Origin of the sequence: Streptomyces sp. A2-16 (genome assembly GCF_018128905.1) — a bacterium.
Classification (GTDB): Bacteria; Actinomycetota; Actinomycetes; order Streptomycetales; family Streptomycetaceae; genus Streptomyces.
Window position 1 is genome coordinate 7191357 of the sequence record NZ_CP063808.1, and the last position, 20103, is coordinate 7211459.

Genomic DNA, 20103 nt, shown 5'->3' on the forward strand with positions numbered 1-20103 from the left:
GTGACACACCCCTTCCTGGACCTGGCCCCGCTCGGCGCGGCCCAGTTCGCCTCGATCGAGGACCGTGTGGCGCGGTTGCTGCGCACCGAGCAGGACGTCGTGATCATGCAGGGCGAGGCGCTGCTGCCGCTGGAGGGGGCGATCCGCTCCACGGCCGGGCCGGGGACGACCGCGCTCAACGTCATCACCGGGCCGTACGGGCAGACCTTCGGGAACTGGCTGCGGGACTGCGGGGCGACGGTGATCGACCTCGCGGTGCCGTTCCACACGGCGGTGACGGCGGAGCAGATCTCCGCGGCGTTCGAGGAGCACCCGGCGATCGACTTCGTGTCGCTGGTGCACGCGGAGGCGGCGACCGGCAACACCAACCCGGTCGCGGAGATCGGTGAGGTCGTACGGCGGCAGGGGGCCCTGTTCTATCTGGACGCGGTCGCCTCCGTGGGGGCCGAGCCGGTGCTGCCGGACGCGTGGGGTGTCGACCTGTGCGTGATCGGGGCGCAGAAGGCGATGGGCGGCCCCGCGGGTGTGTCGGCGGTGTCGGTGAGCGAGCGGGCGTGGGCGCGGATGGCGGCGAATCCGGCGGCGCCGCGGCGGTCGTACCTCTCGCTGCTGGACTGGAAGGAACGCTGGATCGACGGCGGCCGTCGCGCTCTGCTGCACGCTCCGGCGCAGCTGGAGATGCTGGCGCTGGAGGCGTGCCTCGAGCGGATCGAGGCGGACGGGCCGGAAGCGGTGATGGGCCGGCACCGGGCCGCCGCGGCGGCGACCCGGGCGGGGGCGCGGGCCCTGGGCGGGGGCCTGGAGCCGTATGTGCACGAGGACCGCGAGGCGGCTCCGGTCGCCACGACACTCCGGGCACCGGCGGGGACCGACGCGTCGGAACTGGTGTCCCGGGCCCTGTCGTCCGACCCCGCGCTGCCACTGGCGGCGGGTGGGGGTGCGCTGGCCGGCGAGATGATCCGGGTCAACCACTACGGGGCGGACGCGACGCCGGGTGCCGTGCGGGCCTGCCTGGCGGCGTTGGGGGCGGCGCTGAGGGAACAGAACCTCCCGGTGGACCTGGAGGGCGCACTGCACGCGGCCGAGGACGCGTGGCTCCAGCACGGCGATCCGAAGCCGCGGGAAAACGTCGACCAGGTTACCGGTGCATAATTCATAGGGTAATTCAGGGGTTTATCAGAGATTAGCTTCCCGTATTCTTCTGCCCGCTTTCCTCGAGCCTAAACGCAAAGATTCTGCGAACGCGAACCGGAAGAATTCGGGTAGATCTCGTGGCGGTTACATGCTTGTGACGCGTTACACATCGTGATCCATTTGCCCGTTATCTGGCGGGCATAGCATTTCATAACGGACAGATCTGCGCGTCGGTGCGCGCCCGCCTGATAACACATGCGGCGCCCGTACGTAACCCCGTCCGGCGATGCATTTTTCAATTTCCCTCGGTAAATTCAATTCGCATGACTGCCGCACAAGCAGACCTGCAAATCGACCGACCGACGGTCGCGGACGGAGCCGCACTGTGGCGGATCGCCCGCGACTCCGAGGTTCTCGACCTGAACTCGTCGTACAGCTATCTGCTGTGGTGCCGCGACTTCGCCGCCACGTCGGCGGTGGCACGCAACGACCGCGGGGAGCCGGTCGGCTTCGTCACCGGGTACGTCCGCCCGGACCGGCCCGGCACCCTGCTCGTCTGGCAGGTGGCGGTGGACTCGGCGTACCGCGGCCGAGGGCTCGCCGCCGCCCTGCTCGACGGACTGACCGCGCGGCTCGCCGCCGAGCGCGGACTGACCACCGTGGAGACCACCATCACGCCGGGCAACACCGCCTCCGAGCGGCTGTTCACGTCGTTCGCCGAACGCCGTGGCGCCGGCCTGGAGCGCGAGGTGCTGTTCGACACGGGCCTGTTCCCCGACGGGCCGCACGACCCCGAGGTCCTCTACCGCATCGGGCCCCTCTCCCCCACCCCCACTCCCTCCGCCTGACCCCCCACGCACCCGAGGAGCGATTCGTCGTGACCATCACCCAGCCCGACCTCAGCGTCTTCGAGACCCTCGAGTCCGAGGTGCGCAGCTACTGCCGCGGCTGGCCCACCGTCTTCGACCGCGCGCAGGGCAGCCGCATGTACGACGAGGACGGCCACGCGTACCTGGACTTCTTCGCCGGCGCCGGTTCACTGAACTACGGCCACAACAACCCCGTGCTGAAACGGGCGTTGATCGACTACCTGGAGCGGGACGGCGTCACGCACGGGCTCGACATGTCGACCACCGCCAAGCGCGCCTTCCTGCAGACCTTCCAGGACCTGGTGCTGCGCCCGCGCGACCTGCCGTACAAGGTCATGTTCCCGGGCCCGACCGGCACCAACGCCGTGGAGTCCGCGCTGAAACTGGCGCGCAAGGTGAAGGGCCGCGAGGCCATCGTGTCCTTCACCAACGCCTTCCACGGCATGTCGCTCGGCTCCCTCGCCGTCACCGGCAACGCCTTCAAGCGGGCCGGTGCCGGTATCCCGCTGGTGCACGGCACCCCGATGCCCTTCGACAACTACTTCGACGGCACCGTCGAGGACTTCCTGTGGTTCGAGCGGCTCCTGGAGGACCAGGGCTCCGGACTCAACAAGCCGGCCGCCGTGATCGTGGAGACCGTGCAGGGCGAGGGCGGCATCAACGTCGCGCGCCGGGAGTGGCTGCAGGCGCTCGCCGCGCTGTGCGAGCGGCAGGACATGCTGCTCATCGTCGACGACATCCAGATGGGCTGCGGGCGGACGGGGGCCTTCTTCTCGTTCGAGGAGGCGGGCATCACCCCCGACATCGTCACCGTCTCGAAGTCGATCAGCGGGTACGGACTGCCCATGTCCCTCTGCCTGTTCAAGCCCGAGCTGGACATCTGGGAGCCCGGCGAGCACAACGGCACCTTCCGCGGCAACAACCCGGCCTTCGTCACGGCCACCGCCACCCTGGAGCAGTACTGGGCGGACGGTTCCGCGATGGAGAAGCAGACCCGGCAGCGCGGCGAGCAGGTCGAGCAGGGGCTCATCTCGATCACCGAGGAGAACCTGGCCGACATCAAGGAGTACCGCGGGCGCGGGCTGGTGTGGGGCCTGGAGTTCCACGACAAGGAGCGCGCCGGGAAGGTGGCCCACCGGGCCTTCGAGCTCGGGCTGCTCATCGAGACGTCGGGCCCCGAGAGCGAGGTCGTGAAGCTGCTTCCGGCGCTCACGATCACCCCCGAGGAGCTGGACGAGGGGCTGAGCATCCTCGCCCGCGCCGTCCGGGAAACCGTCTGAGCATCAGGCTCGGCGAACCGTCTAACTAGGAGGCATCGCAGCACCGTGATCGTCCGTTCGTTCAAGGACATCGAAGGCACCGACCGGCATGTGAAGGCCGCGTCCGGCACCTGGGAGAGCAAACGCATCGTGCTCGCCAAGGAGCGGGTCGGCTTCTCTCTGCACGAGACCATCCTGTACGCGGGTACGGAGACGTCGATGTGGTACGCGAACCACGTCGAGGCCGTCGTCTGCGTCGAGGGCGAGGCCGAGCTGACCGACCACGAGAGCGGGCTGACCCACTCGATCACGCCCGGGACCATGTACCTCCTGGACGGCCACGAGCGGCACACGCTGCGCGTCAAGGAGGACTTCCGCTGCCTGTGCGTGTTCAACCCGCCGGTGACCGGCCGGGAGGACCACGACGAGAACGGCGTCTACCCGCTGCTCACCGAACCCGAAGCCGAACCCGAGGAGGTGTGACCGCATGACCACCGTCACCGATCTCTACCCCAGCCGCGGCGCCACCGAGGTGTCCGTCCCCCGCAAGGACCCGGTCGTCTGGTCGGCGCCCGGCACGCCGGGACCGGTCGCCACGGCCGAGCTCGAGGCGTTCGAGCGCGACGGCTTCCTGGCCGTCGACCAGCTGATCCGCCCGGACGAAGTCCCGGTGTACCAGCAGGAGTTGGAGCGGCTCGTCACGGACCCGGACATCCGCGCGGACGAGCGCTCGATCATCGAGCCGAAGTCCAAGGAGATCCGCTCGGTCTTCGAGGTGCACAAGATCAGCGAGGTGTTCGCGAACCTGGTGCGCGACGAGCGGGTCGTGGGCCGGGCCCGGCAGATCCTCGGCTCGGACGTGTACGTCCACCAGTCGCGGATCAACGTCAAGCCCGGTTTCGGGGCCAGCGGCTTCTACTGGCACTCCGACTTCGAGACCTGGCACGCCGAGGACGGCCTGCCGAACATGCGCACGGTGTCCGTCTCGATCGCGCTGACCGAGAACTACGACACCAACGGCGGCCTCATGATCATGCCGGGGTCGCACCGCACCTTCCTCGGGTGCGCGGGGGCCACCCCGAAGGACAACTACAAGCAGTCCCTGCAGATGCAGGACGCGGGCACGCCCTCGGACGAGGCGCTGACCGCGATGGCCTCCGAGTACGGCATCAAGCTCTTCACGGGCAAGGCCGGTTCGGCGACCTGGTTCGACTGCAACTGCATGCACGGCTCCGGGGACAACATCACGCCGTTCCCGCGCAGCAACGTGTTCATCGTGTTCAACAGCGTGGAGAACCAGGCCGTGGAGCCGTTCGCGGCTCCGATCCGGCGGCCGGAGTTCATCGGCGCGAGGGACTTCACTCCGGTGAAGTGACGTTCGGCGTGGGGTGCCCCTGACGGTGGGGCACCGTGACGCCGGGTGCCCCTGACGGTGGGTGCCCCCTCACAGCCACGACAGCGACGCGGCCCGCTCCAGTACGTTCCGTACGGCGGCCGCGTCGCCTGTCGCGTTCCGGGGCACGGCGTCCGGCGCGTACCGCCCGCCGACCAGCAGGCAGAAGTCCACCGGATCCAGGGTGAGTTCGGCGGCCACGGGATCGCTCTGCGAGCCCAGGACCCACGCCTGGCCGCCCCTGATCGCGAACAGCACCGGCGGCGCCTCGGTCCCGAGGGCCCCGTCGAGGATGCGGACGGCCAGCCCGACCAGCCGCCCCAGGTGCTCCCCGGGCGGCGGCGGCACGGCCAGGCCCAGGGCGCGGCCGATGTCGTCGGTGTGGATCCACGCCTCGAAGGCCCGCACCAGGAAGTGCTCGGTGACGGGCAGCCGGACCCCCATCGACAGCGTGGTCCCGGCGGCGAGTTCCAGGTCGTGGGCGTACGGGGTGCCGAGCAGCGCGGCCGCCTGCGCGGACCAGTCGGCGGCGGTCTCCTCGGGCGTACGGCCGTACTCGTGGGCGATCACCTCGGCGGTGCGCCGCTCCCAGGCCTCCGCCCAGTCGGTGTCCTCGTCGATCCGCGCACCCGGTACCCGGGCGCCGATCCCGAGCCGCAGGGCCAGGTGTTCGTCGGCGGCGAGCAGATGGGCGACGGTCGCGTGGACGTCCCAGTCGTGCACGACCGGCGTCGACCAGCGCCCCGCCGTCTCGGGCAGCAGTGCCCGCAGCCCGGTGACGGCGGCCGCATAGGGGGCGGCGTGCCCGGCCACGGGAGGCGGGGCGGGGCGGGCACGCCGGGCGCGGGTGAGGAGGGCGTCGAAGGACGCGGGGACGCCGTTGGGCGCCGGTTGGGCCGGCTCCGTGGGCGGCCCGTCCAGCAGGCGTACGGCCGCGCGCAGCCGCTCCGCCTCGGCCGCGCAGCTCTCGCACTCGGCCAGGTGCGGCGGGACCAGGCGCTGCTCGGCCGCCTCCAGGGCGCCGAAGGCCCAGGCGGCCAGCAGGTCGCGCACGTCGTCGTGATCGGTCACCGCTCGCCCCCTTCCCTGTGTTCCCCTGCCGCCATCATGCGCCCTTTTCCCACGCCGGGTCGGGTGGGTCGGCCAAAGTCTCCGCCAACGTGCGCAGCGCGGTGCGCAGCCGGGTCTTCGCGGTGCCCTCGGGGATGCCGAGCTCGACGGCGGCCTGCCGGTAGGTGCGGCCCGCGAAGTAGGCGAGGTGCACCACCTCCCGCTGTTGCTGCGGGAGTTCGGCGAGGGCGGTGTGGAGCAGGAGGGAGCGCTCCCGGTCGACGACGGCCTCGGCGGGGCCCGGAGAGGCGTCCGGGATGCCGTGCAGGGCCAGGTCGTCGGCGCGGACGTCCTTGCGGTGCCGGGCCTCGCTGCGGACCCAGTCCACGGCCCGCCGGTGGGCCAGCACCGACAGCCAGGTGCGCAGGCTGCCCCGGCGCGCGTCGAAGGCGTACGGCCTGCTCCACAGCTGTGCGAAGACCTCCTGCGCCACGTCCTCGGCCGCGACCGGGCTGCGGGTCACGCGCAGGGCGACCGCCCGCACCAGCCCGCCGTACGCCCCGTACGCCTCGGCGAGCGCGGACTCGTCGCCGTACACCAGCCGTCGGTGCAGCTCCGCGTCTGCGGGTTGCTGTGCGGACGTCGTCCCGTCCGTGGACTCCACGGCACCACCACCCCTTGGTGCCCTTCCTAGCGTCCCGGGCGGCGCGGCGCCAGTGGTTCAGGGAGACAGGGCGTCCAGAAGCCGGTCGACATCCGCGGCCGTGTTGTACAGGTGGAAGGAGGCCCGCAGGTTGCCGGCCCGGTCGGACACCTCGATGCCGGCCGCGCTCAACTGGCGCTGCCGCCCGCCGAGTCCGGGCACGGACACGATCGCCGAGCCGGGGGCGGGCAGGGGTGCGTGACCGAGGTCCGCGAGTCCGGCGCGGAAGCGGTCGGCGAGGGCGAGGTCGTGGGCGCGCACGGCGTCCACCCCGAGCTCCTCCAGGAGTTCGAGGGAACTGCGGGTGCCCGCGTAGGTGAACAGGGCGGGGCTGATGTCGAACCGCCGGGCGGAGTGGGCCAGTTCGGCGACGGGGCCGTAGCAGCTGTCCCACGGGATCTCCCCGGCGACCCAGCCGGCGAGCACCGGCTTCAGGTCGCCGAAGTCCTCCGGCACGGCGAGGAAGGCCGCGCCGTGCGGGCCGAGCAGCCACTTGAAGGTGGTGGAGACGGTGTAGTCGTACGACTCGGCGTCCACCGGGAACCAGCCCGCGGCCTGCGAGAAGTCGACGTAGGTGCGGGCGCCGTGGGCCCGCGCGGCCTCGCGCAGGGCGGGCAGGTCGGCGATCCGGCCGTCGGCGGACTGGGCGGCGCTCACCGCGACGAGGGCGGTGCCGGGGCGGACGGAGTCGGCGAGCCGTTCCAGCGGCACGATCCGCACCTTGAGGTCGCCGCGGGTGTGGAAGGGGTTCACGACGGAGGTGAAGTCGTCCTCGGCGGTGAGGACTTCGGCGCCCGGGGGCAGCGAGGCGGCGACGAGGCCGGAGTGGGTGGACACGGACGCGCCGGCCGCGACCCGGGCGACCGGGACTCCGGCGAGCCTCGCGAACGCGGCGCGGGCCGCCTCCACGTCCTGGAACAGCGGGTCCAGCGGCCTGCCCTCGGCGCGGATCAGCGCGGCCTCCTGGAGGGCCGTGACGGTCCGGGCCGGGAGCAGACCGCTGCTCGCGGTGTTGAGGAAGGTGTTCTTCGGGGCGAACTCGGCGCGGACGAGGCTCTCGAAGGTTTCCATGGCTCCACTGTGGGGCCGGGAGACCTCTCGGTCCATTGCGAATTTCTACGTGGTTTCGCCAAGCAACGCTTATACGTCCGCGCCGACCTGCGTGTTCTCAGCCCTGGTGGGGTACGGCGCACCCGTCGGGACCGCACGCGTCCGCGCCGGAATCGCCCTGGTCGATCAGCTGCAGCGGGGAGCGGTTGCCCCAGGCCTGGGTGAGGGCCTGGGTGAAGACCTCGGCGGGCTGGGCTCCGGAGACGCCGTAGGTGCGGTCCAGGACGAAGAAGGGGACGCCGTTCGCGCCGAGCTCGGCGGCCTCGCGCTCGTCGGCGCGGACGTCGTCGGCGTAGGCCGTGGGGTCGGCGAGGACCTTGCGGACCTCGTCGGCGTCCAGTCCGGCCTCCACGGCGAGCTCGACGAGGCGCTCCTCGCCCTCGGTGAACAGGGACCTCTCCTCGGCGAAGTTGGCCCGGTAGAAGATCTGGATCAGTTCGTCCTGCCTGCCGTGTTCCTTGGCGAGGTGGAGGAGGCGGTGCAGGTCGAAGGTGTTGCCGTGGTCGCGGTCGCGGGTCCGGTAGGCGAGGCCCTCGGCGGCGGCCTGGGCCCCGAGGTTCTCCTCGCCGGCCTGGGCCTGCGCCTGGCTCATGCCGTACTTCTTGCTGAGCATGGCGAGCACGGGCTGGACGTCGCCCTTGTCCCGTCCCGGGTCCAGCTCGAACGACCGGTGCACCACCTCGACCCCGTCGCGGTGCGGGAAGGCCTCCAGCGCCTTCTCGAAGCGGGCCTTGCCCACGTAGCACCAGGGGCAGGCGATGTCGCTCCAGATCTCGACGCGCATGTCTACGGCTCTCTCCAGGTCGGACGGGTGCGGAGACTCCCTCCGCCAGTTGGATGAACGTTCAAGCAGAGGGTTCCATTCCCAGGCGCTCAGCTGCCGTCGCGCAGGTCCGCCGGCCAGTCCGGCCTGAACTCGATGTGGTCGTAGGTCACCACACAGCCCTCCCCCATCGGCGACTGCGCCATGAAGCCGACCAGGGCCGCGTCGGTCTCCTTCTCGTCGCCCAGGGTGAACAGGCGCACGAAGGTCCAGCGCTTGCCGTCGCGGGAGGCGTGGAAGGCGAAGGCGCGGCCGGTGCGGCTGACCCGCAGCCACACCGAACTGCCGTCCACGGTGAAGGAGTTGCAGTCGTCGGAGTGGCCCCGGGTGACGACCGTGCACACGGTGGGCACGTCCGGGGAGTTCTCCAGGCAGAGTTTGGCCCAGGCCCGCTCGCCGACATGGACGTAGAGGACACCCGCGTCGAACGAGCCGTTGAAGCCCACGGTGACCCGGGCTATGAGCTGGAAGTCCCCCTCGGGGGCGCCGAGCAGGCGCGGTGCGTCGGCGGCGGGGTCCAGGGACTCCCCGGTGGGCGGCACGAACCGGTCCTGCCGGGGGCCGGCCCAGCCGGAGAGAATGCCGTCCTCGTGGGCCCAGTGCCCGTCGGGACCGTAGGTGCGGAGAGAGAAGGGAAGCTCGGGGAGTTCGACGTCCATCCTCAGAGTTTTCCAGTTCCCTCTCCGCGTGCGGCCCCCGGGTGCCTAGCGCTCGAGGCGGTTGTTGAAACGGCGGGGCAGACCCAGCGGGTTGTCGTCCTTCAGCTCCGGCGGCAGCAGGGCCTCCGGCGCGTTCTGGTACGCCACCGGCCGCAGCCAGCGCTCGATCGCCGTGCCGCCCACCGACGTCGACGTGGAGGTCGTCGCCGGGTACGGGCCGCCGTGCTGCTGGGCCGGGGCCACGGCCACGCCCGTCGGCCAGCCGTTCACCAGGACGCGGCCGGCCAGCGGGGTCAGCTCGGCCAGGATCTCGGCGCCGCGCCCCTCGCCCGCGGCCTCCTGCTCCGACAGGTGGACGGTCGCGGTGAGGTTGCCCGGAAGCCGGGACAGCACGGCGCGCGCCTGGTCGTCGTCCTCGTAGCGGGCCACCACGGTCACCGGGCCGAAGCACTCCTCCAGGAGCAGGTCGTACGCCCCCTCGGTGGTCAGCTTCTCCGCCGCGACCGTGAGGAAGCCCGGGCTCACCGTGTGCTCGCCGCCCGCGCCGGGCGTCACCGGCGACTCGACCTCGGGCAGCTCCACGCGCTCGGCGACGCCGGCGACGAAGTTGTCCCGCATGCGGTGGTCGAGCAGGACGCCCGCGTCGGTGTCGCTGACCGCGTCGGTCAGGGACTTCACCAGGCCGTCGCCCGCCGCGCCGGACGGCACGAGGACCAGACCGGGCTTCACGCAGAACTGGCCGACGCCGAGGGTCATGGAGCCGGCGAGCCCGGCGCCGATGGCCTCCGCGCGCTCGGCCGCGGCCTCCTCCGTAATCACGACGGGGTTCAGGGAGCCCAGCTCGCCGTGGAACGGGATCGGCACCGGGCGTGCGGCCGCCGCGTCGAACAGGGCGCGGCCGCCCTTGACGGAGCCGGTGAAGCCGGCGGCGGCGACCAGCGGGTGCTTGATCAGCTCGATGCCGGCCTCGAAGCCGTGCACGAGACCGAGCACGCCCGCGGGGATGCCGTGCTCGTCGGCGGCGCGGCGCAGCACGGACGCGACCAGCTCGGACAGGGCCGGGTGGTCGGGGTGGGCCTTGACGACGACCGGGTTACCGGCCGCGAGCGCGCTCGCGGTGTCGCCGCCCGCGACCGAGAAGGCGAAGGGGAAGTTGGAGGCCGAGTAGACGGCGACGACGCCGAGCGGCACCTTGTAGCGGCGCAGGTCCGGGATCGGCGGGGTCGCGGTGTCGTCGGGGTGGTTGATCACCACGCCGAGGAACTCGCCCTCGTCGACGATGTCGGCGAAGGCCCGCAGCTGGTAGCAGGTGCGGGCGAGCTCACCGGTCAGCCGGACCGGGCCGAGCGCGGTCTCGGCGTCGGCGGCCTCGACGAGGTGGTCCCTGGAGCCTTCCAGCTTGTCGGCGGCGGTGCGCAGGAAGGCCGCGCGGACGGTGCGGTCGGCGAGGGACGCGCGCGCGTCGTGCGCGGCGCGGACGGCGGCGTCGACCTCCTGGGCTGTGGCCTCCACCGCAACCTGCTCGCGCTGCTTCCCGGTTCGGGGGTCGACACTCCAGACTGGTGCTGCTGCCACCGCGGGTCCCTCCACGTGTATCTGGGTCAGTCACCAGGAACGTTCGATATGCTGAACGCTGTCTCTGATGGTGAATATGCTGTCGGAGTCTATAACTCTGGTTCTCGTCCAACAAAGGGGTCAAGGGCGATGTCGGCAGGCGAGACGGGCGGCGGGTCACAGGTCAAGTCGGCAGTGCGGACGGTCGAACTGCTCGAATACTTCGCCGGACGTCCCGGCATGCACTCCCTCGCGGCGGTCCAGGAGGCCGTGGGATATCCCAAGTCCAGTCTCTACATGCTGCTGCGCACGCTGGTCGAGCTGGGCTGGGTGGAGACCGACGCGACGGGCACGCGGTACGGCATCGGGGTGCGGGCGCTGCTCGTCGGCACCTCGTACATCGACGGCGACGAGGTGGTCGCGGCGGCCCGGCCGACCCTGGACCGGCTCTCCGACGACACCACCGAGACCATCCACCTCGCGCGCCTCGACGGCACGAACGTCGTCTACCTGGCCACCCGGCAGTCGCAGCACTACCTGCGGCCCTTCACCCGGGTCGGCCGCCGCCTCCCGGCGCACTCCACCTCCCTCGGCAAGGCGCTGCTGAGCACCTACTCCGACGAGCAGGTCCGCAAGATGCTCCCGGAGACCCTGCCGGCGCTCACCGAGCACACGATCACCGACCGCGAGAAGCTCATCGAGGAGCTGCACCAGATCCGCGAGCAGGGCTTCTCGGTGGACCGCGAGGAGAACACCCTCGGGCTGCGCTGCTTCGGTGTGGCGATCCCCTACCGCACTCCCGCGCGGGACGCGATCAGCTGCTCGGTGCCGGTGGCCCGGCTGACCCCGGCCCACGAACAGATGGTCAAGGACGCCCTGTTCGACGCCCGGGACCGGCTGACACTGGCCACCCGTAGGCTCTGAGGCATGCAGATCGTTCTCCGCGAAGTCCATGACAGCGATCTGCCGGTCTTCTTCCGGCAGATGAACGACCCCGAGGCCCTGCACATGGCGGCCTTCACCCCGAAGGACCCGGCCGACCGGGACGCCTTCGACGCCCACTGGAAACGGGTCCGCGCCTCCGACGCCGTGCACCGCACGGTCCTGGCGGACGGGGACGTGGTGGGCAGCGCGGCGGTGTACGGCGAGCCGGGCGAGCGCGAGGTGACGTACTGGATCGACCGCGCCTACTGGGGGCGCGGCATCGCCACGGCAGCCCTGCGGGAGCTGGTCGCCCAGGTGCCCGAGCGGCCCCTGTACGCCCGGGCGGCCGCCGACAACGCCGGTTCGCTGCGGGTGCTCGAGAAGTGCGGGTTCCTGGTGACCGCCCGGGCCTGCGGGTACGCCAACGCGCGCGGTGCGGAGATCGACGAGTTCGTGCTGACGCTGGACGCCTGAGACCGCCCTGGATGAACGTCCGATGAGAAAAGCGGACGTTCGGGAACGACACATGCGCGGCTGATCGTCCTCTGAGTGGGATGAACAAGACGATCAGGCGCGCATCGGTCTTCGCGCTGCTCCTGGTGTTCGCTCTGCTGATCCGGGCGACCTGGGTGCAGTTCTACGAGGGCCAGGCACTCGCGGACGACAACGACAACCGACGGAACGCGATCGAGACGTACTCCTCGCCGCTCGGGAACATCATCGTGGCCGGAAAGGCGATCACGGGTTCCGCGAGGACGACGGACAGCGACCTCGCGTACAAACGCACGTACACGAACGGCAAGCTGTACGCGGCGGTGACGGGCTACGCCTCGCAGGCCTACGCCCCGACCCAGCTGGAGGGCATCTACGCCGACCTCCTCAACGGCACCGACAGCCGGCTGAAGACCGTCATGGACACGATCACCAACCAGCGGGCCGAGCCCGGTGATGTGATCACGACGATCGACCCGGCCGTGCAGAAGGCCGCGTACGACACGCTCGGCGACAAGAAGGGCGCGGCCGTCGCGATCGACCCGACGACCGGGAAGATCCTGGCCGTTGTGTCGACGCCGTCGTACGACCCGTCCTCGCTGACGGACGCCAACACCGCGGGCAGCGCCTGGAAGCAGCTCAACGCGGACTCCGACAAGCCGCTCACCAACCGCGCGCTGCGCCAGCCGCTGCCGCCGGGTTCGACCTTCAAGCTGGTGGTGGCGGCAGCGGCGTTGGAGGACGGTCTGTACTCCTCGGTGGACGAGAAGACCGCCAGCCCCGACCCGTACACCCTGCCGGGCACCGTGACCCCGCTGGGCAACGAGAACTCCTCGGCACCCTGCGAGAACGCCTCGATCCGGGTCGCGCTCGAGTACTCCTGCAACACCGTCTTCGCGAAGATGGCCGTCGACCTCGGCCAGGACAAGGTGCGGGCGATGGCCGAGAAGTTCGGCTTCAACGACGCCACGCAGGACGTCCCGGTGCGGGCCTACGAGAGCGTCTACCCCTCGGACATGAACAAGTCCTCCACGGCGCTGACCGGCATCGGCCAGTTCGACGTCACGGCCACCCCGCTCCAGATGGCCATGGTCTCCGCGGCCATAGCCAACGGCGGCAAGCTGGTCTCGCCGCACATGGTGTCGACCATCACCGACAACGGCGGCGATGTCCTGAAGAACTACGACGACGAGGCGACCACGAAGCAGGTCGTCAGCTCGGACACGGCCGAGCAGCTCCAGTCGGCGATGCAGTCGGTGATCCAGGACGGCACCGGCACCAACGCCAGGATCGACGGCGTCACGGTGGGCGGCAAGACGGGCACGGCCCAGCACGGCGAGAACAACAGCAAGACGCCGTACGCCTGGTTCACGTCCTACGGAAAGGCCGACGGCAAGGAGGTCGCCGTGGCGGTGGTCGTGGAGCAGTCGAACGCGGCCCGCTCGGAGGTCAGCGGCAACGGGCTGGCCGCCCCCGTGGCCAAGGCCATGATGGAGGCGGCCCTGAAGAACTGAGTCTTCCCGGTGGTTACTTGGTGCCGAGCAGCTGCTCGATCGGGTCGATCGCGAAGTACACGAGGAACAGCGCCGAGGCCGCCCACAGCAGCCAGTGGATCTCCTTGGCCTTCCCCAGCACCACCTTGATCACGACGTAGGCCAGGAACCCGGCCCCGATGCCGTTGGTGATCGAGTAGGTGAACGGCATCACGGCGATGGTCAGGAACGCGGGGATCGCGATGTCGTACCGCTCCCAGTCGATGTGCTTGACCTGCATCATCATCAGGAAGCCCACGGCGACCAGGGCGGGGGCGGCGGCCTGGAGCGGGACGATGGTCAGCAGCGGGGTCAGGAACAGCGCCAGGGCGAACATCCCGCCGGTGATCAGGTTCGAGAAGCCGGTGCGCGATCCCTCACCGACGCCGGCCGCCGACTCGATGTACGACGTGGCGGAGGAGGCCGACGCGGCACCACCGGCCACCGCCGCCGCTCCGTCGATCAGGAGCACGCGGCCGAGGTTGGGCACCTTGCCCTCCTCGTCCAGCAGCCCGGCCTCCGCGCTGATCCCGACGACCGTCCCCATCGTGTCGAAGAAGTCGGACAGGATCAGGGTGAAGATCAGCAGGACGACCGTGACGATCCCGACGCCGGGCGCGCTGAAGGAGCCGAACAGGCTGAAGTGACCGATCAGCCCGAAGTCGGGGGTGTCGACGATCTTGTCCGGCCACGCGGGGGTGGTCAGCCCCCAGGTCTTGATGTCGGCGACCGAGTTGATGATCATCGCGAGGACCGTCATGGTCACGATGCTGATCAGGATCGCGCCCTTGACCTTGCGGGCGAGCAGTCCGATCGTCAGCAGCACCCCGAGACAGAAGACCAGGATCGGCCAGCCGGTCAGCGTGCCGGTACCGCCCAGCTGCACGGGCACGGTGGTGTTCGCGGCATCCGGGATACGGCTCACGAAGCCCGCGTCGACGAACCCGATGAACGCGATGAACAGCCCGATCCCGACGCTGATCGCCTGCTTGAGCGGTTGCGGGATGGCGTGCATGACGGCCTCGCGCAGGCCGGTCACCACCAGCACGCAGATGAGCAGGCCTTCCAGGACGACCAGGCCCATCGCGTCGTCCCAGCTCATCAGCGGGGCGATCTGGAAGGCGACGACTGCGTTCAGCCCGAGGCCGGCGGCGAGCGCGAGCGGCAGGTTTCCGCCCACGCCCATGATGATCGTCATCACCGCGGCCACCAGAGCCGTCGCGGTGGTCAGCTGGACCGCATCCAACTGGTGGCCGAACTTGTCCTTCGCACTGCCGAGGATGATGGGATTCAGGACAAGGATGTAGGCCATCGTGAAGAACGTGGCGAAGCCGCCGCGTATCTCACGGGCGAAGGTGGATCCCCTCTCGGAGATCCTGAAGTACCGGTCGACGGACATGGTCGATGCTCCTTGGTGCCTGAATGATCGTGTGCGGATGCTGGCTGGATTGTTACTGCGTTGAACGCGCCTCAGGTTTTCCCCGTGTTACGGATTCGGGGGCCGCCCCGTCATACATCGTTCGAAGACCCGTACGAGAACAGGCAATCGGTCACTGCTACGCTTCCGGATCTCCGCCCGGCCACCCCCGGACGATCACATGTCATTCACATGACACACAAGGGAGAGGGAGCCCGTGGGCACAGTCGTCGACGACGCCGCCTCCGTGGAGTTCCATGCCTTCTTCGAGCGCCACTACGCCGAACTGTCCCGTCTCGCCCAGCTGCTGACCGGTGAGCCGGACGCCGCGGACGACCTGGCGGCGGACGCGCTGCTGGCGCTGTGGCACCGCTGGGACCGGGTGCGCGCGGCCGACCACCCGGCCGCCTACGCGCGCGGAGTGGTCGCCAACCTGGCCCGCACCCGTATCCGCAGCGCGGTCCGTGAGCGCCGGCGCATCGCCCTGTTCTGGTCCCAGCGCGAGGAGAAGGTCGAGAACCCCGATGTGGCGGGCGTGGTCGACGTCCAGGAGGCGCTGCGCAGACTGCCGTTCCGCAAGCGGGCGTGTGTCGTGCTGCGGCACGCGTTCGATCTCTCCGAGAAGGACACCGCACTGGCCCTGGGTGTGTCGGTCGGTACGGTTAAGAGCCAGACCTCCAAGGGGATGGCCGAGCTGCAGCGGCTGCTCGGCCCCCGGAACGCTCCGCTGAGGGTGCATGCCGCGATGGCGCGCACCGGTGACACCGGAGGAAGGGACCGATGACCATGCGGCGGGACGTGCACGGCGAACTGCGCGCCCGGCTGCGGGACGCGGCCGAGTCGCACGAGCCGAACCGTGAGCGGATCCTCGCCCGGGTCGAGCGCGGCATGGCGGAGCAGAGCCGCCCCGACCACCGGGCGACCCGGCCGCCGGTCTACGGCTGGGTGCGGGTGGTGAGCGCCACGGCCGCGGTCGCCTGCGTGCTGGGCCTCGGCGGGTACGCGGTGGCGTCCGCGGTGAAGGACGAGCCGCCCGCGCAGGGGTCGGTCGCCGCCACGGGTACGCCCACCCCCTCGCCCGACGCCACGAGCCGTCCGCCCGCCCCGTCGCCGGACCCGAAGCCGAGCACCGCCCCGAGGCACGAGACCGGGAAGCCGAGCGGCACGCCCTCGCACACGTCGAGCCCCTCCACCGAGGTGCGGGCGTCCGGCGTCGAGGACGGCCCGCTGTGGTCGGACGGCTCGGTGGACCCGCACAGCAACGAGTTCTGGGCGCAGAGCGATCTGACCTTCAAGACCTCCGAGCAACTGACCTCGCTCACCGTCGAGTTGAGGATCGCGCAGACGGGCGGGGTCACCAACTCCGGCGCCTGGCGTTCGCTGCCCGAGGACGACTTCACGCTGACGGTCGGCGAGCGCGACGGCTTCCTCGTCTACACCTGGGTGCTCAAGGACGGCCGTACGGTCCCGAAGGGCGAGTGGGTGTTCGCCGGGCAGTACAACCACGAGCGCGGCGGCCGGGACGCGAAGGACGACCGCTACACCGCGACCGCGACCGCGAAGTCCGAGAACTTCGCGGTGAAGGGCGGCTTCGCCTCCCAGGACGGCGGGTCCGCGGACGCAGGGGACTCCTAGCCCCCGTACAGGGCCCCTGTACAGGGCCCCCGTACCGGGGCCCGCAGAGAAATCTCCGCGGCGCGGCAACCTTTTCCCCGGCGGCGGCCACTTGACGGTGAACGACTGGTTTTCGGCCGTTCCCACCCACCCAGCCCAATATCCGCTTTCTCATCATGGGTTCGCCCCATGGGAACAACCATTCGCCCGTCTTCGACGTCCCTAGTAGTGCCTGGAAGACCGACGGCTCGCCCGGTGCGGGCGCGTCGTTCGACCGCAGACCTGTCGGCCTGAGCCCCCCTCGGCCGACAGCTGCCGGCTGGAGCCCCCCTCGGGCCGGCACGAGGAACGCCCCGCCTGTGACGACAGGCGGGGCGTTCCGGCGTCCGCTCGCTCAGTCTGAAGGCCGGGGTCGGTACCGGTCCGGGTTGCCGCGCCTCGACGAAAGCAACCGAAACTTTCGCTGCTTCTCATCGCGCGCTCACCGATTGACGTGCTGTTTCCCACTCGTAACACTCCGAAGGCGCGCACAGCCCCCAACAGAAACCCCCACACCCCCACACCCGCAGGAGCGACATGCGCCCACGTATCCTCCTCGTCGCCTGTCTCTCGCTACTCGTGGCGCTCCTCACCGCGCCACCCGGTTCCGCCCACTCAGGAGCACCACCCGTGAGCCACCCCAAGTACGCCGGCTATCTCTTCGCCTACTTCACCGGCGAGGGCACCGCCGACGGCGAGCAGATCCGCTACGCCCTCAGCCGCGGCAACGACCCCCTGCACTGGCGCGAGCTCAACCAGGGCAAGCCCGTCCTGACGTCGACGACCGGCGAGAAGGGCCTGCGCGACCCGTTCGTGATCCGCTCCCCCAAGGGCGACAGGTTCTATCTGATCGCCACCGATCTGCGCATGTACCGCAACAGCAGCGGCAGTTGGGACGACGTCCAGCGGCACGGCAGCAAGTCGATCATGATCTGGGAGTCCACCGACCTCGTCCACTGGACCGACCAGCGCCTGGTGCAGGTCGCCCCGGACAACGCGGGCAACACCTGGGCCCCGGAGGCCTACTGGGACGACAGCCTCGGTGCGTACGTCGTCTTCTGGGCGTCGAAGCTGTACGCCGACGACGACCCGGAGCACAAGGGATCGACGTACAACAAGATGCTGTACGCGACCACGAAGGACTTCCGCACCTTCAGCGCGCCCAAGGTCTGGGACGACCCCGGTTACTCGGTCATCGACTCGACGGTCGTGAAGTACAAGGACACCTACTACCGCTACACCAAGGACGAGCGGGACCCCGCCTCCAGCTCGCCCTGCGCCAAGTTCATCACCGGCGAGAAGTCGACGAGCCTGACCTCGACGACGTACGACCTGGTCGCGGACTGCATCGGCAGCGGGGCGATGGACCGCGGCGAGGGTCCGACGGTGTTCAGGTCCAACACCGAGAAGAAGTGGTACCTGTTCATCGACGAGTACGGCGGCCGGGGTTACGTCCCCTTCGAGACGACCGACCTCGACTCGGGCAGGTGGTCGCCGTCCGCGGACTACCAGCTGCCGGCGAGCCCCCGGCACGGCACGGTGCTTCCGGTGACGCAGAAGGAGTACGACCGGCTGCTGGCCGCCTATCCGTCGACGCCCACCTCCGTCGTGGACGCGACCGCGCAGGGCCAGAAGGGGTACGCGATCGTCACGGACACCGCGTCGAAGGTCGTGCTGCCGATGCGTCCGGGCACCGATCTCGCCCGTCTCGCACCGGAGTTGGCGGTCGGCGCGGGGGCCCGGGTGAGCCCCGCGTCCGGCACGCGGCGGGACTTCCGCAAGCCGCAGACGTACACGGTGACGGCAGCCGACGGGACCACCCGCAGATGGACGGTCGAGGCCGTGCCGACCGGCAGTCCCGTCCTTCCCGGCCTCAACGCCGACCCGGACGTGCACTACCTGAACGGCGAGTACTGGATCTACCCGACCACCGACGGCTTCAACGGCTGGAGCGGCACGCGGTTCAAGGCGTACTCGTCGAAGGACCTGGTCCACTGGAAGGACCACGGGGTCGTTCTCGACCTGGGTCCGGACGTGTCGTGGGCCGACACGTACGCGTGGGCACCGGCGATCGCCGAGCGGGACGGGAAGTACTACTTCTACTTCTGCGCCGAGCAGCAGGTCGGCGTGGCGGTGGCGGACTCCCCCGCCGGGCCCTTCAAGGACGCGCTGGGCAGGCCCCTGGTGGCGAAGGGGGGTGCGCTGCCGGGCCAGATGATCGACCCGGCCGTCTTCACGGACGACGACGGGACGTCGTATCTGTACTGGGGCAACGGCCACGGGTACGTGGTGCCGCTCGACGACGACATGGTCTCGTACGACGCCTCGAGGATCCGGGACATCACCCCGGACAACTTCCGTGAGGGCTCCTTCGTGATCAAGCGCAAGGGCACGTACTACTTCATGTGGTCCGAGGACGACACCCGCAGCGAGAACTACCACGTCGCCTACGCGACGGGACCGTCCCCGCTCGGTCCGTGGACCAAGAAGGGGACGATCCTGTCCAAGCGTCCCGAGTACGGCATCCTCGCCACCGGCCACCACTCCGTGGTGAACGTCCCCGGCACCGACGACTGGTACATCGTCTATCACCGGTTCGCCCTGAACGGGCCGGGGAGGCCGGGCGGAGACGGCATGCACCGCGAAACCACCGTCGACCGCATGGAGTTCGCGGCGGACGGTTCGATCAAGCCGGTGGTGCCGACCCTCGAAGGGATCCGGCCGGTCAAGAACTAGCTGACGAAGTACGTCGGGTTCGGGAGCTTGTACGTCCGGTCGGCGTAGCCGCCCTCGAGGTCGGAGTACTGGTCGCCGAAGTTGGCGATGATCTCGTACCCGAGGTCCTGCTCGATGTGCTTGCGGGTGCCGGACTTGTACTGCACGGTGGTGCAGGTCCAGGTGCCCGGTGTGGCGCAGGCGCTCAGGTAGGACGGCGGGTTCGCCTTGTCCTTGAGGAACACGTGGTCGGCGTCGAGGTTCACATCGGCGCCGATCTTCTTCAGGTTCTCGACCGCGGCCGAGCGCTGCGCCTCGCTGAGGCCCGAGTTGTAGAAGACCTCGACGCCCTTCTTCTCGGCGTACTGCACGAGCTCGGGGCTGCCGAAGACCGCCGGGCGGTCGGCACGGTTCACGTAGTCGGCCCACGTGGTCGAGTTGTACGTGTAGTTGTAGCGCTTCTCGTAGTCGAGGCTGAGCAGCAGCGTGTCGTCGATGTCGAAGACCACGGCGGGCTTCTCGCCCTTGTGGTGCGCCTTGCGGGCGGCCTGGTCGATGTACTTCCTGGCCGCCTTGTCGATGGACGCCAGGTCCTTGGCGTACGGGCTGGTGGGCGACGCCTGGTAGACGCCGTTCGCGTCGGCCGCGGTGCCGTAGTAGGTGTCGATGTCCTTGACCAGGAGCCCGATGTTGTAGGGCTCGTGCGTGGAGTTCGCCGTGGACTGGCCGGCGGTGGCCGCGCCGGCGCCGTAGAGGGCGCCGGCCGCGACGGCACACGCCGCGGTGGCGGCTGCGATACGCAGTGACTTATGCATG

General features: G+C 70.1%; 19 protein-coding genes. 11 read left to right on the plus strand and 8 right to left on the minus strand.

The features are described from left to right. The 5 genes from IOD14_RS32345 (at position 1) to thpD (ending at position 4637) form a co-directional block, all read left to right on the plus strand. On the plus strand, positions 1 to 1152 hold the full coding sequence (locus tag IOD14_RS32345; protein WP_212672202.1) for an aminotransferase class V-fold PLP-dependent enzyme: 1152 nt from the start codon (positions 1 to 3) through the stop codon (positions 1150 to 1152). 305 nt (positions 1153 to 1457) lie between these two features. Further along, positions 1458 to 1982 carry a diaminobutyrate acetyltransferase gene (gene ectA, locus IOD14_RS32350; RefSeq protein ID WP_123988348.1) on the plus strand — a complete coding sequence of 175 codons (525 nt, stop codon included), beginning with the start codon at positions 1458 to 1460 and terminating at the stop codon, positions 1980 to 1982. 29 nt (positions 1983 to 2011) lie between these two features. Further along, positions 2012 to 3283, plus strand: a complete 1272-nt coding sequence (gene ectB, locus IOD14_RS32355; protein ID WP_123988349.1) for a diaminobutyrate--2-oxoglutarate transaminase — start codon at positions 2012 to 2014, stop codon at positions 3281 to 3283. A gap of 45 nt (positions 3284 to 3328) precedes the next feature. Further along, positions 3329 to 3745, plus strand: coding sequence for an ectoine synthase (locus IOD14_RS32360; protein WP_123988350.1), 417 nt, complete (start codon positions 3329 to 3331; stop codon positions 3743 to 3745). A 4-nt stretch (positions 3746 to 3749) separates the two neighbouring features. Further along, positions 3750 to 4637: an ectoine hydroxylase gene (gene thpD, locus IOD14_RS32365; RefSeq protein ID WP_123988351.1), complete on the plus strand. Its 888-nt coding sequence runs from the start codon at positions 3750 to 3752 to the stop codon at positions 4635 to 4637. A 69-nt stretch (positions 4638 to 4706) separates the two neighbouring features. Here thpD and IOD14_RS32370 read toward each other — a convergent pair whose 3' ends face one another. From IOD14_RS32370 to IOD14_RS32395, 6 genes are all read right to left on the minus strand, one after another. Further along, entirely contained in the window at positions 4707 to 5726 is a 1020-nt protein-coding gene (locus IOD14_RS32370) for a maleylpyruvate isomerase family mycothiol-dependent enzyme (RefSeq protein ID WP_212672203.1), read from the minus strand. 34 nt (positions 5727 to 5760) lie between these two features. Next, positions 5761 to 6369: a sigma-70 family RNA polymerase sigma factor gene (locus IOD14_RS32375; protein ID WP_212672204.1), complete on the minus strand. Its 609-nt coding sequence runs from the start codon at positions 6367 to 6369 to the stop codon at positions 5761 to 5763. 57 nt (positions 6370 to 6426) lie between these two features. Then, positions 6427 to 7479: an aminotransferase class V-fold PLP-dependent enzyme gene (locus IOD14_RS32380; protein WP_123988354.1), complete on the minus strand. Its 1053-nt coding sequence runs from the start codon at positions 7477 to 7479 to the stop codon at positions 6427 to 6429. A 97-nt stretch (positions 7480 to 7576) separates the two neighbouring features. After that, entirely contained in the window at positions 7577 to 8302 is a 726-nt protein-coding gene (locus IOD14_RS32385) for a DsbA family oxidoreductase (RefSeq protein ID WP_212672205.1), read from the minus strand. Positions 8303 to 8391: 89 nt separating this feature from the next. Then, positions 8392 to 9000 carry a DUF1349 domain-containing protein gene (locus tag IOD14_RS32390; protein ID WP_123988356.1) on the minus strand — a complete coding sequence of 203 codons (609 nt, stop codon included), beginning with the start codon at positions 8998 to 9000 and terminating at the stop codon, positions 8392 to 8394. Between the two features lie 45 nt (positions 9001 to 9045). Next, positions 9046 to 10575, minus strand: a complete 1530-nt coding sequence (locus IOD14_RS32395) for an aldehyde dehydrogenase (NADP(+)) (protein ID WP_123988357.1) — start codon at positions 10573 to 10575, stop codon at positions 9046 to 9048. A gap of 129 nt (positions 10576 to 10704) precedes the next feature. On the opposite strand from IOD14_RS32395, the gene IOD14_RS32400 reads away from it, so the two are divergent. The 3 genes from IOD14_RS32400 (at position 10705) to IOD14_RS32410 (ending at position 13484) form a co-directional block, all read left to right on the plus strand. Further along, positions 10705 to 11478 (plus strand): IclR family transcriptional regulator, encoded by a 774-nt coding sequence (locus IOD14_RS32400; RefSeq protein ID WP_007381154.1) that lies wholly within the window; start codon positions 10705 to 10707, stop codon positions 11476 to 11478. Between the two features lie 3 nt (positions 11479 to 11481). Then, positions 11482 to 11952, plus strand: coding sequence for a GNAT family N-acetyltransferase (locus tag IOD14_RS32405; RefSeq protein ID WP_212672206.1), 471 nt, complete (start codon positions 11482 to 11484; stop codon positions 11950 to 11952). Between the two features lie 80 nt (positions 11953 to 12032). After that, complete coding sequence (locus IOD14_RS32410) at positions 12033 to 13484, plus strand: penicillin-binding transpeptidase domain-containing protein (protein WP_123988359.1); 1452 nt, start codon at positions 12033 to 12035, stop codon at positions 13482 to 13484. 13 nt (positions 13485 to 13497) lie between these two features. Here IOD14_RS32410 and IOD14_RS32415 read toward each other — a convergent pair whose 3' ends face one another. Continuing rightward, positions 13498 to 14901, minus strand: a complete 1404-nt coding sequence (locus IOD14_RS32415) for an NCS2 family permease (protein ID WP_212672207.1) — start codon at positions 14899 to 14901, stop codon at positions 13498 to 13500. Positions 14902 to 15136: 235 nt separating this feature from the next. Here IOD14_RS32415 and IOD14_RS32420 point away from each other — a divergent pair, with 235 nt between their 5' ends. From IOD14_RS32420 to IOD14_RS32430, 3 genes are all read left to right on the plus strand, one after another. Further along, positions 15137 to 15703, plus strand: a complete 567-nt coding sequence (locus tag IOD14_RS32420) for a SigE family RNA polymerase sigma factor (protein ID WP_212672208.1) — start codon at positions 15137 to 15139, stop codon at positions 15701 to 15703. Then, entirely contained in the window at positions 15700 to 16554 is an 855-nt protein-coding gene (locus IOD14_RS32425; RefSeq protein WP_212672209.1) for a hypothetical protein, read from the plus strand. Before IOD14_RS32420 ends, IOD14_RS32425 begins: the two co-directional genes overlap by 4 nt. A 555-nt stretch (positions 16555 to 17109) precedes the next feature. Next, a complete protein-coding gene (locus tag IOD14_RS32430; RefSeq protein WP_212672210.1) occupies positions 17110 to 19308 on the plus strand; it encodes a family 43 glycosylhydrolase in 2199 nt (732 codons plus the stop codon). Here the strand turns inward: IOD14_RS32430 and IOD14_RS32435 are convergent. Further along, on the minus strand, positions 19305 to 20102 hold the full coding sequence (locus IOD14_RS32435; RefSeq protein ID WP_212672211.1) for an HAD family acid phosphatase: 798 nt from the start codon (positions 20100 to 20102) through the stop codon (positions 19305 to 19307). The genes IOD14_RS32430 and IOD14_RS32435 overlap by 4 nt on opposite strands. Position 20103 lies beyond the last annotated feature (1 nt).

Excerpts from the sequence above, each read along its gene's own strand:
- thpD (WP_123988351.1), top strand. The coding sequence starts at position 3,750 with ATGACCACCGTCACCGATCTCTACCCCAGCCGCGGCGCCACCGAGGTG.
- ectA (WP_123988348.1), top strand. The coding sequence starts at position 1,458 with ATGACTGCCGCACAAGCAGACCTGCAAATCGACCGACCGACGGTCGCG.
- IOD14_RS32415 (WP_212672207.1), bottom strand. The coding sequence starts at position 14,901 with ATGTCCGTCGACCGGTACTTCAGGATCTCCGAGAGGGGATCCACCTTC.
- IOD14_RS32380 (WP_123988354.1), bottom strand. The coding sequence starts at position 7,479 with ATGGAAACCTTCGAGAGCCTCGTCCGCGCCGAGTTCGCCCCGAAGAAC.
- IOD14_RS32425 (WP_212672209.1), top strand. The coding sequence starts at position 15,700 with ATGACCATGCGGCGGGACGTGCACGGCGAACTGCGCGCCCGGCTGCGG.
- IOD14_RS32405 (WP_212672206.1), top strand. The coding sequence starts at position 11,482 with ATGCAGATCGTTCTCCGCGAAGTCCATGACAGCGATCTGCCGGTCTTC.
- IOD14_RS32435 (WP_212672211.1), bottom strand. The coding sequence starts at position 20,102 with ATGCATAAGTCACTGCGTATCGCAGCCGCCACCGCGGCGTGTGCCGTC.
- IOD14_RS32410 (WP_123988359.1), top strand. The coding sequence starts at position 12,033 with ATGAACAAGACGATCAGGCGCGCATCGGTCTTCGCGCTGCTCCTGGTG.
- IOD14_RS32385 (WP_212672205.1), bottom strand. The coding sequence starts at position 8,302 with ATGCGCGTCGAGATCTGGAGCGACATCGCCTGCCCCTGGTGCTACGTG.
- IOD14_RS32390 (WP_123988356.1), bottom strand. The coding sequence starts at position 9,000 with ATGGACGTCGAACTCCCCGAGCTTCCCTTCTCTCTCCGCACCTACGGT.
- IOD14_RS32400 (WP_007381154.1), top strand. The coding sequence starts at position 10,705 with ATGTCGGCAGGCGAGACGGGCGGCGGGTCACAGGTCAAGTCGGCAGTG.
- IOD14_RS32430 (WP_212672210.1), top strand. The coding sequence starts at position 17,110 with ATGCGCCCACGTATCCTCCTCGTCGCCTGTCTCTCGCTACTCGTGGCG.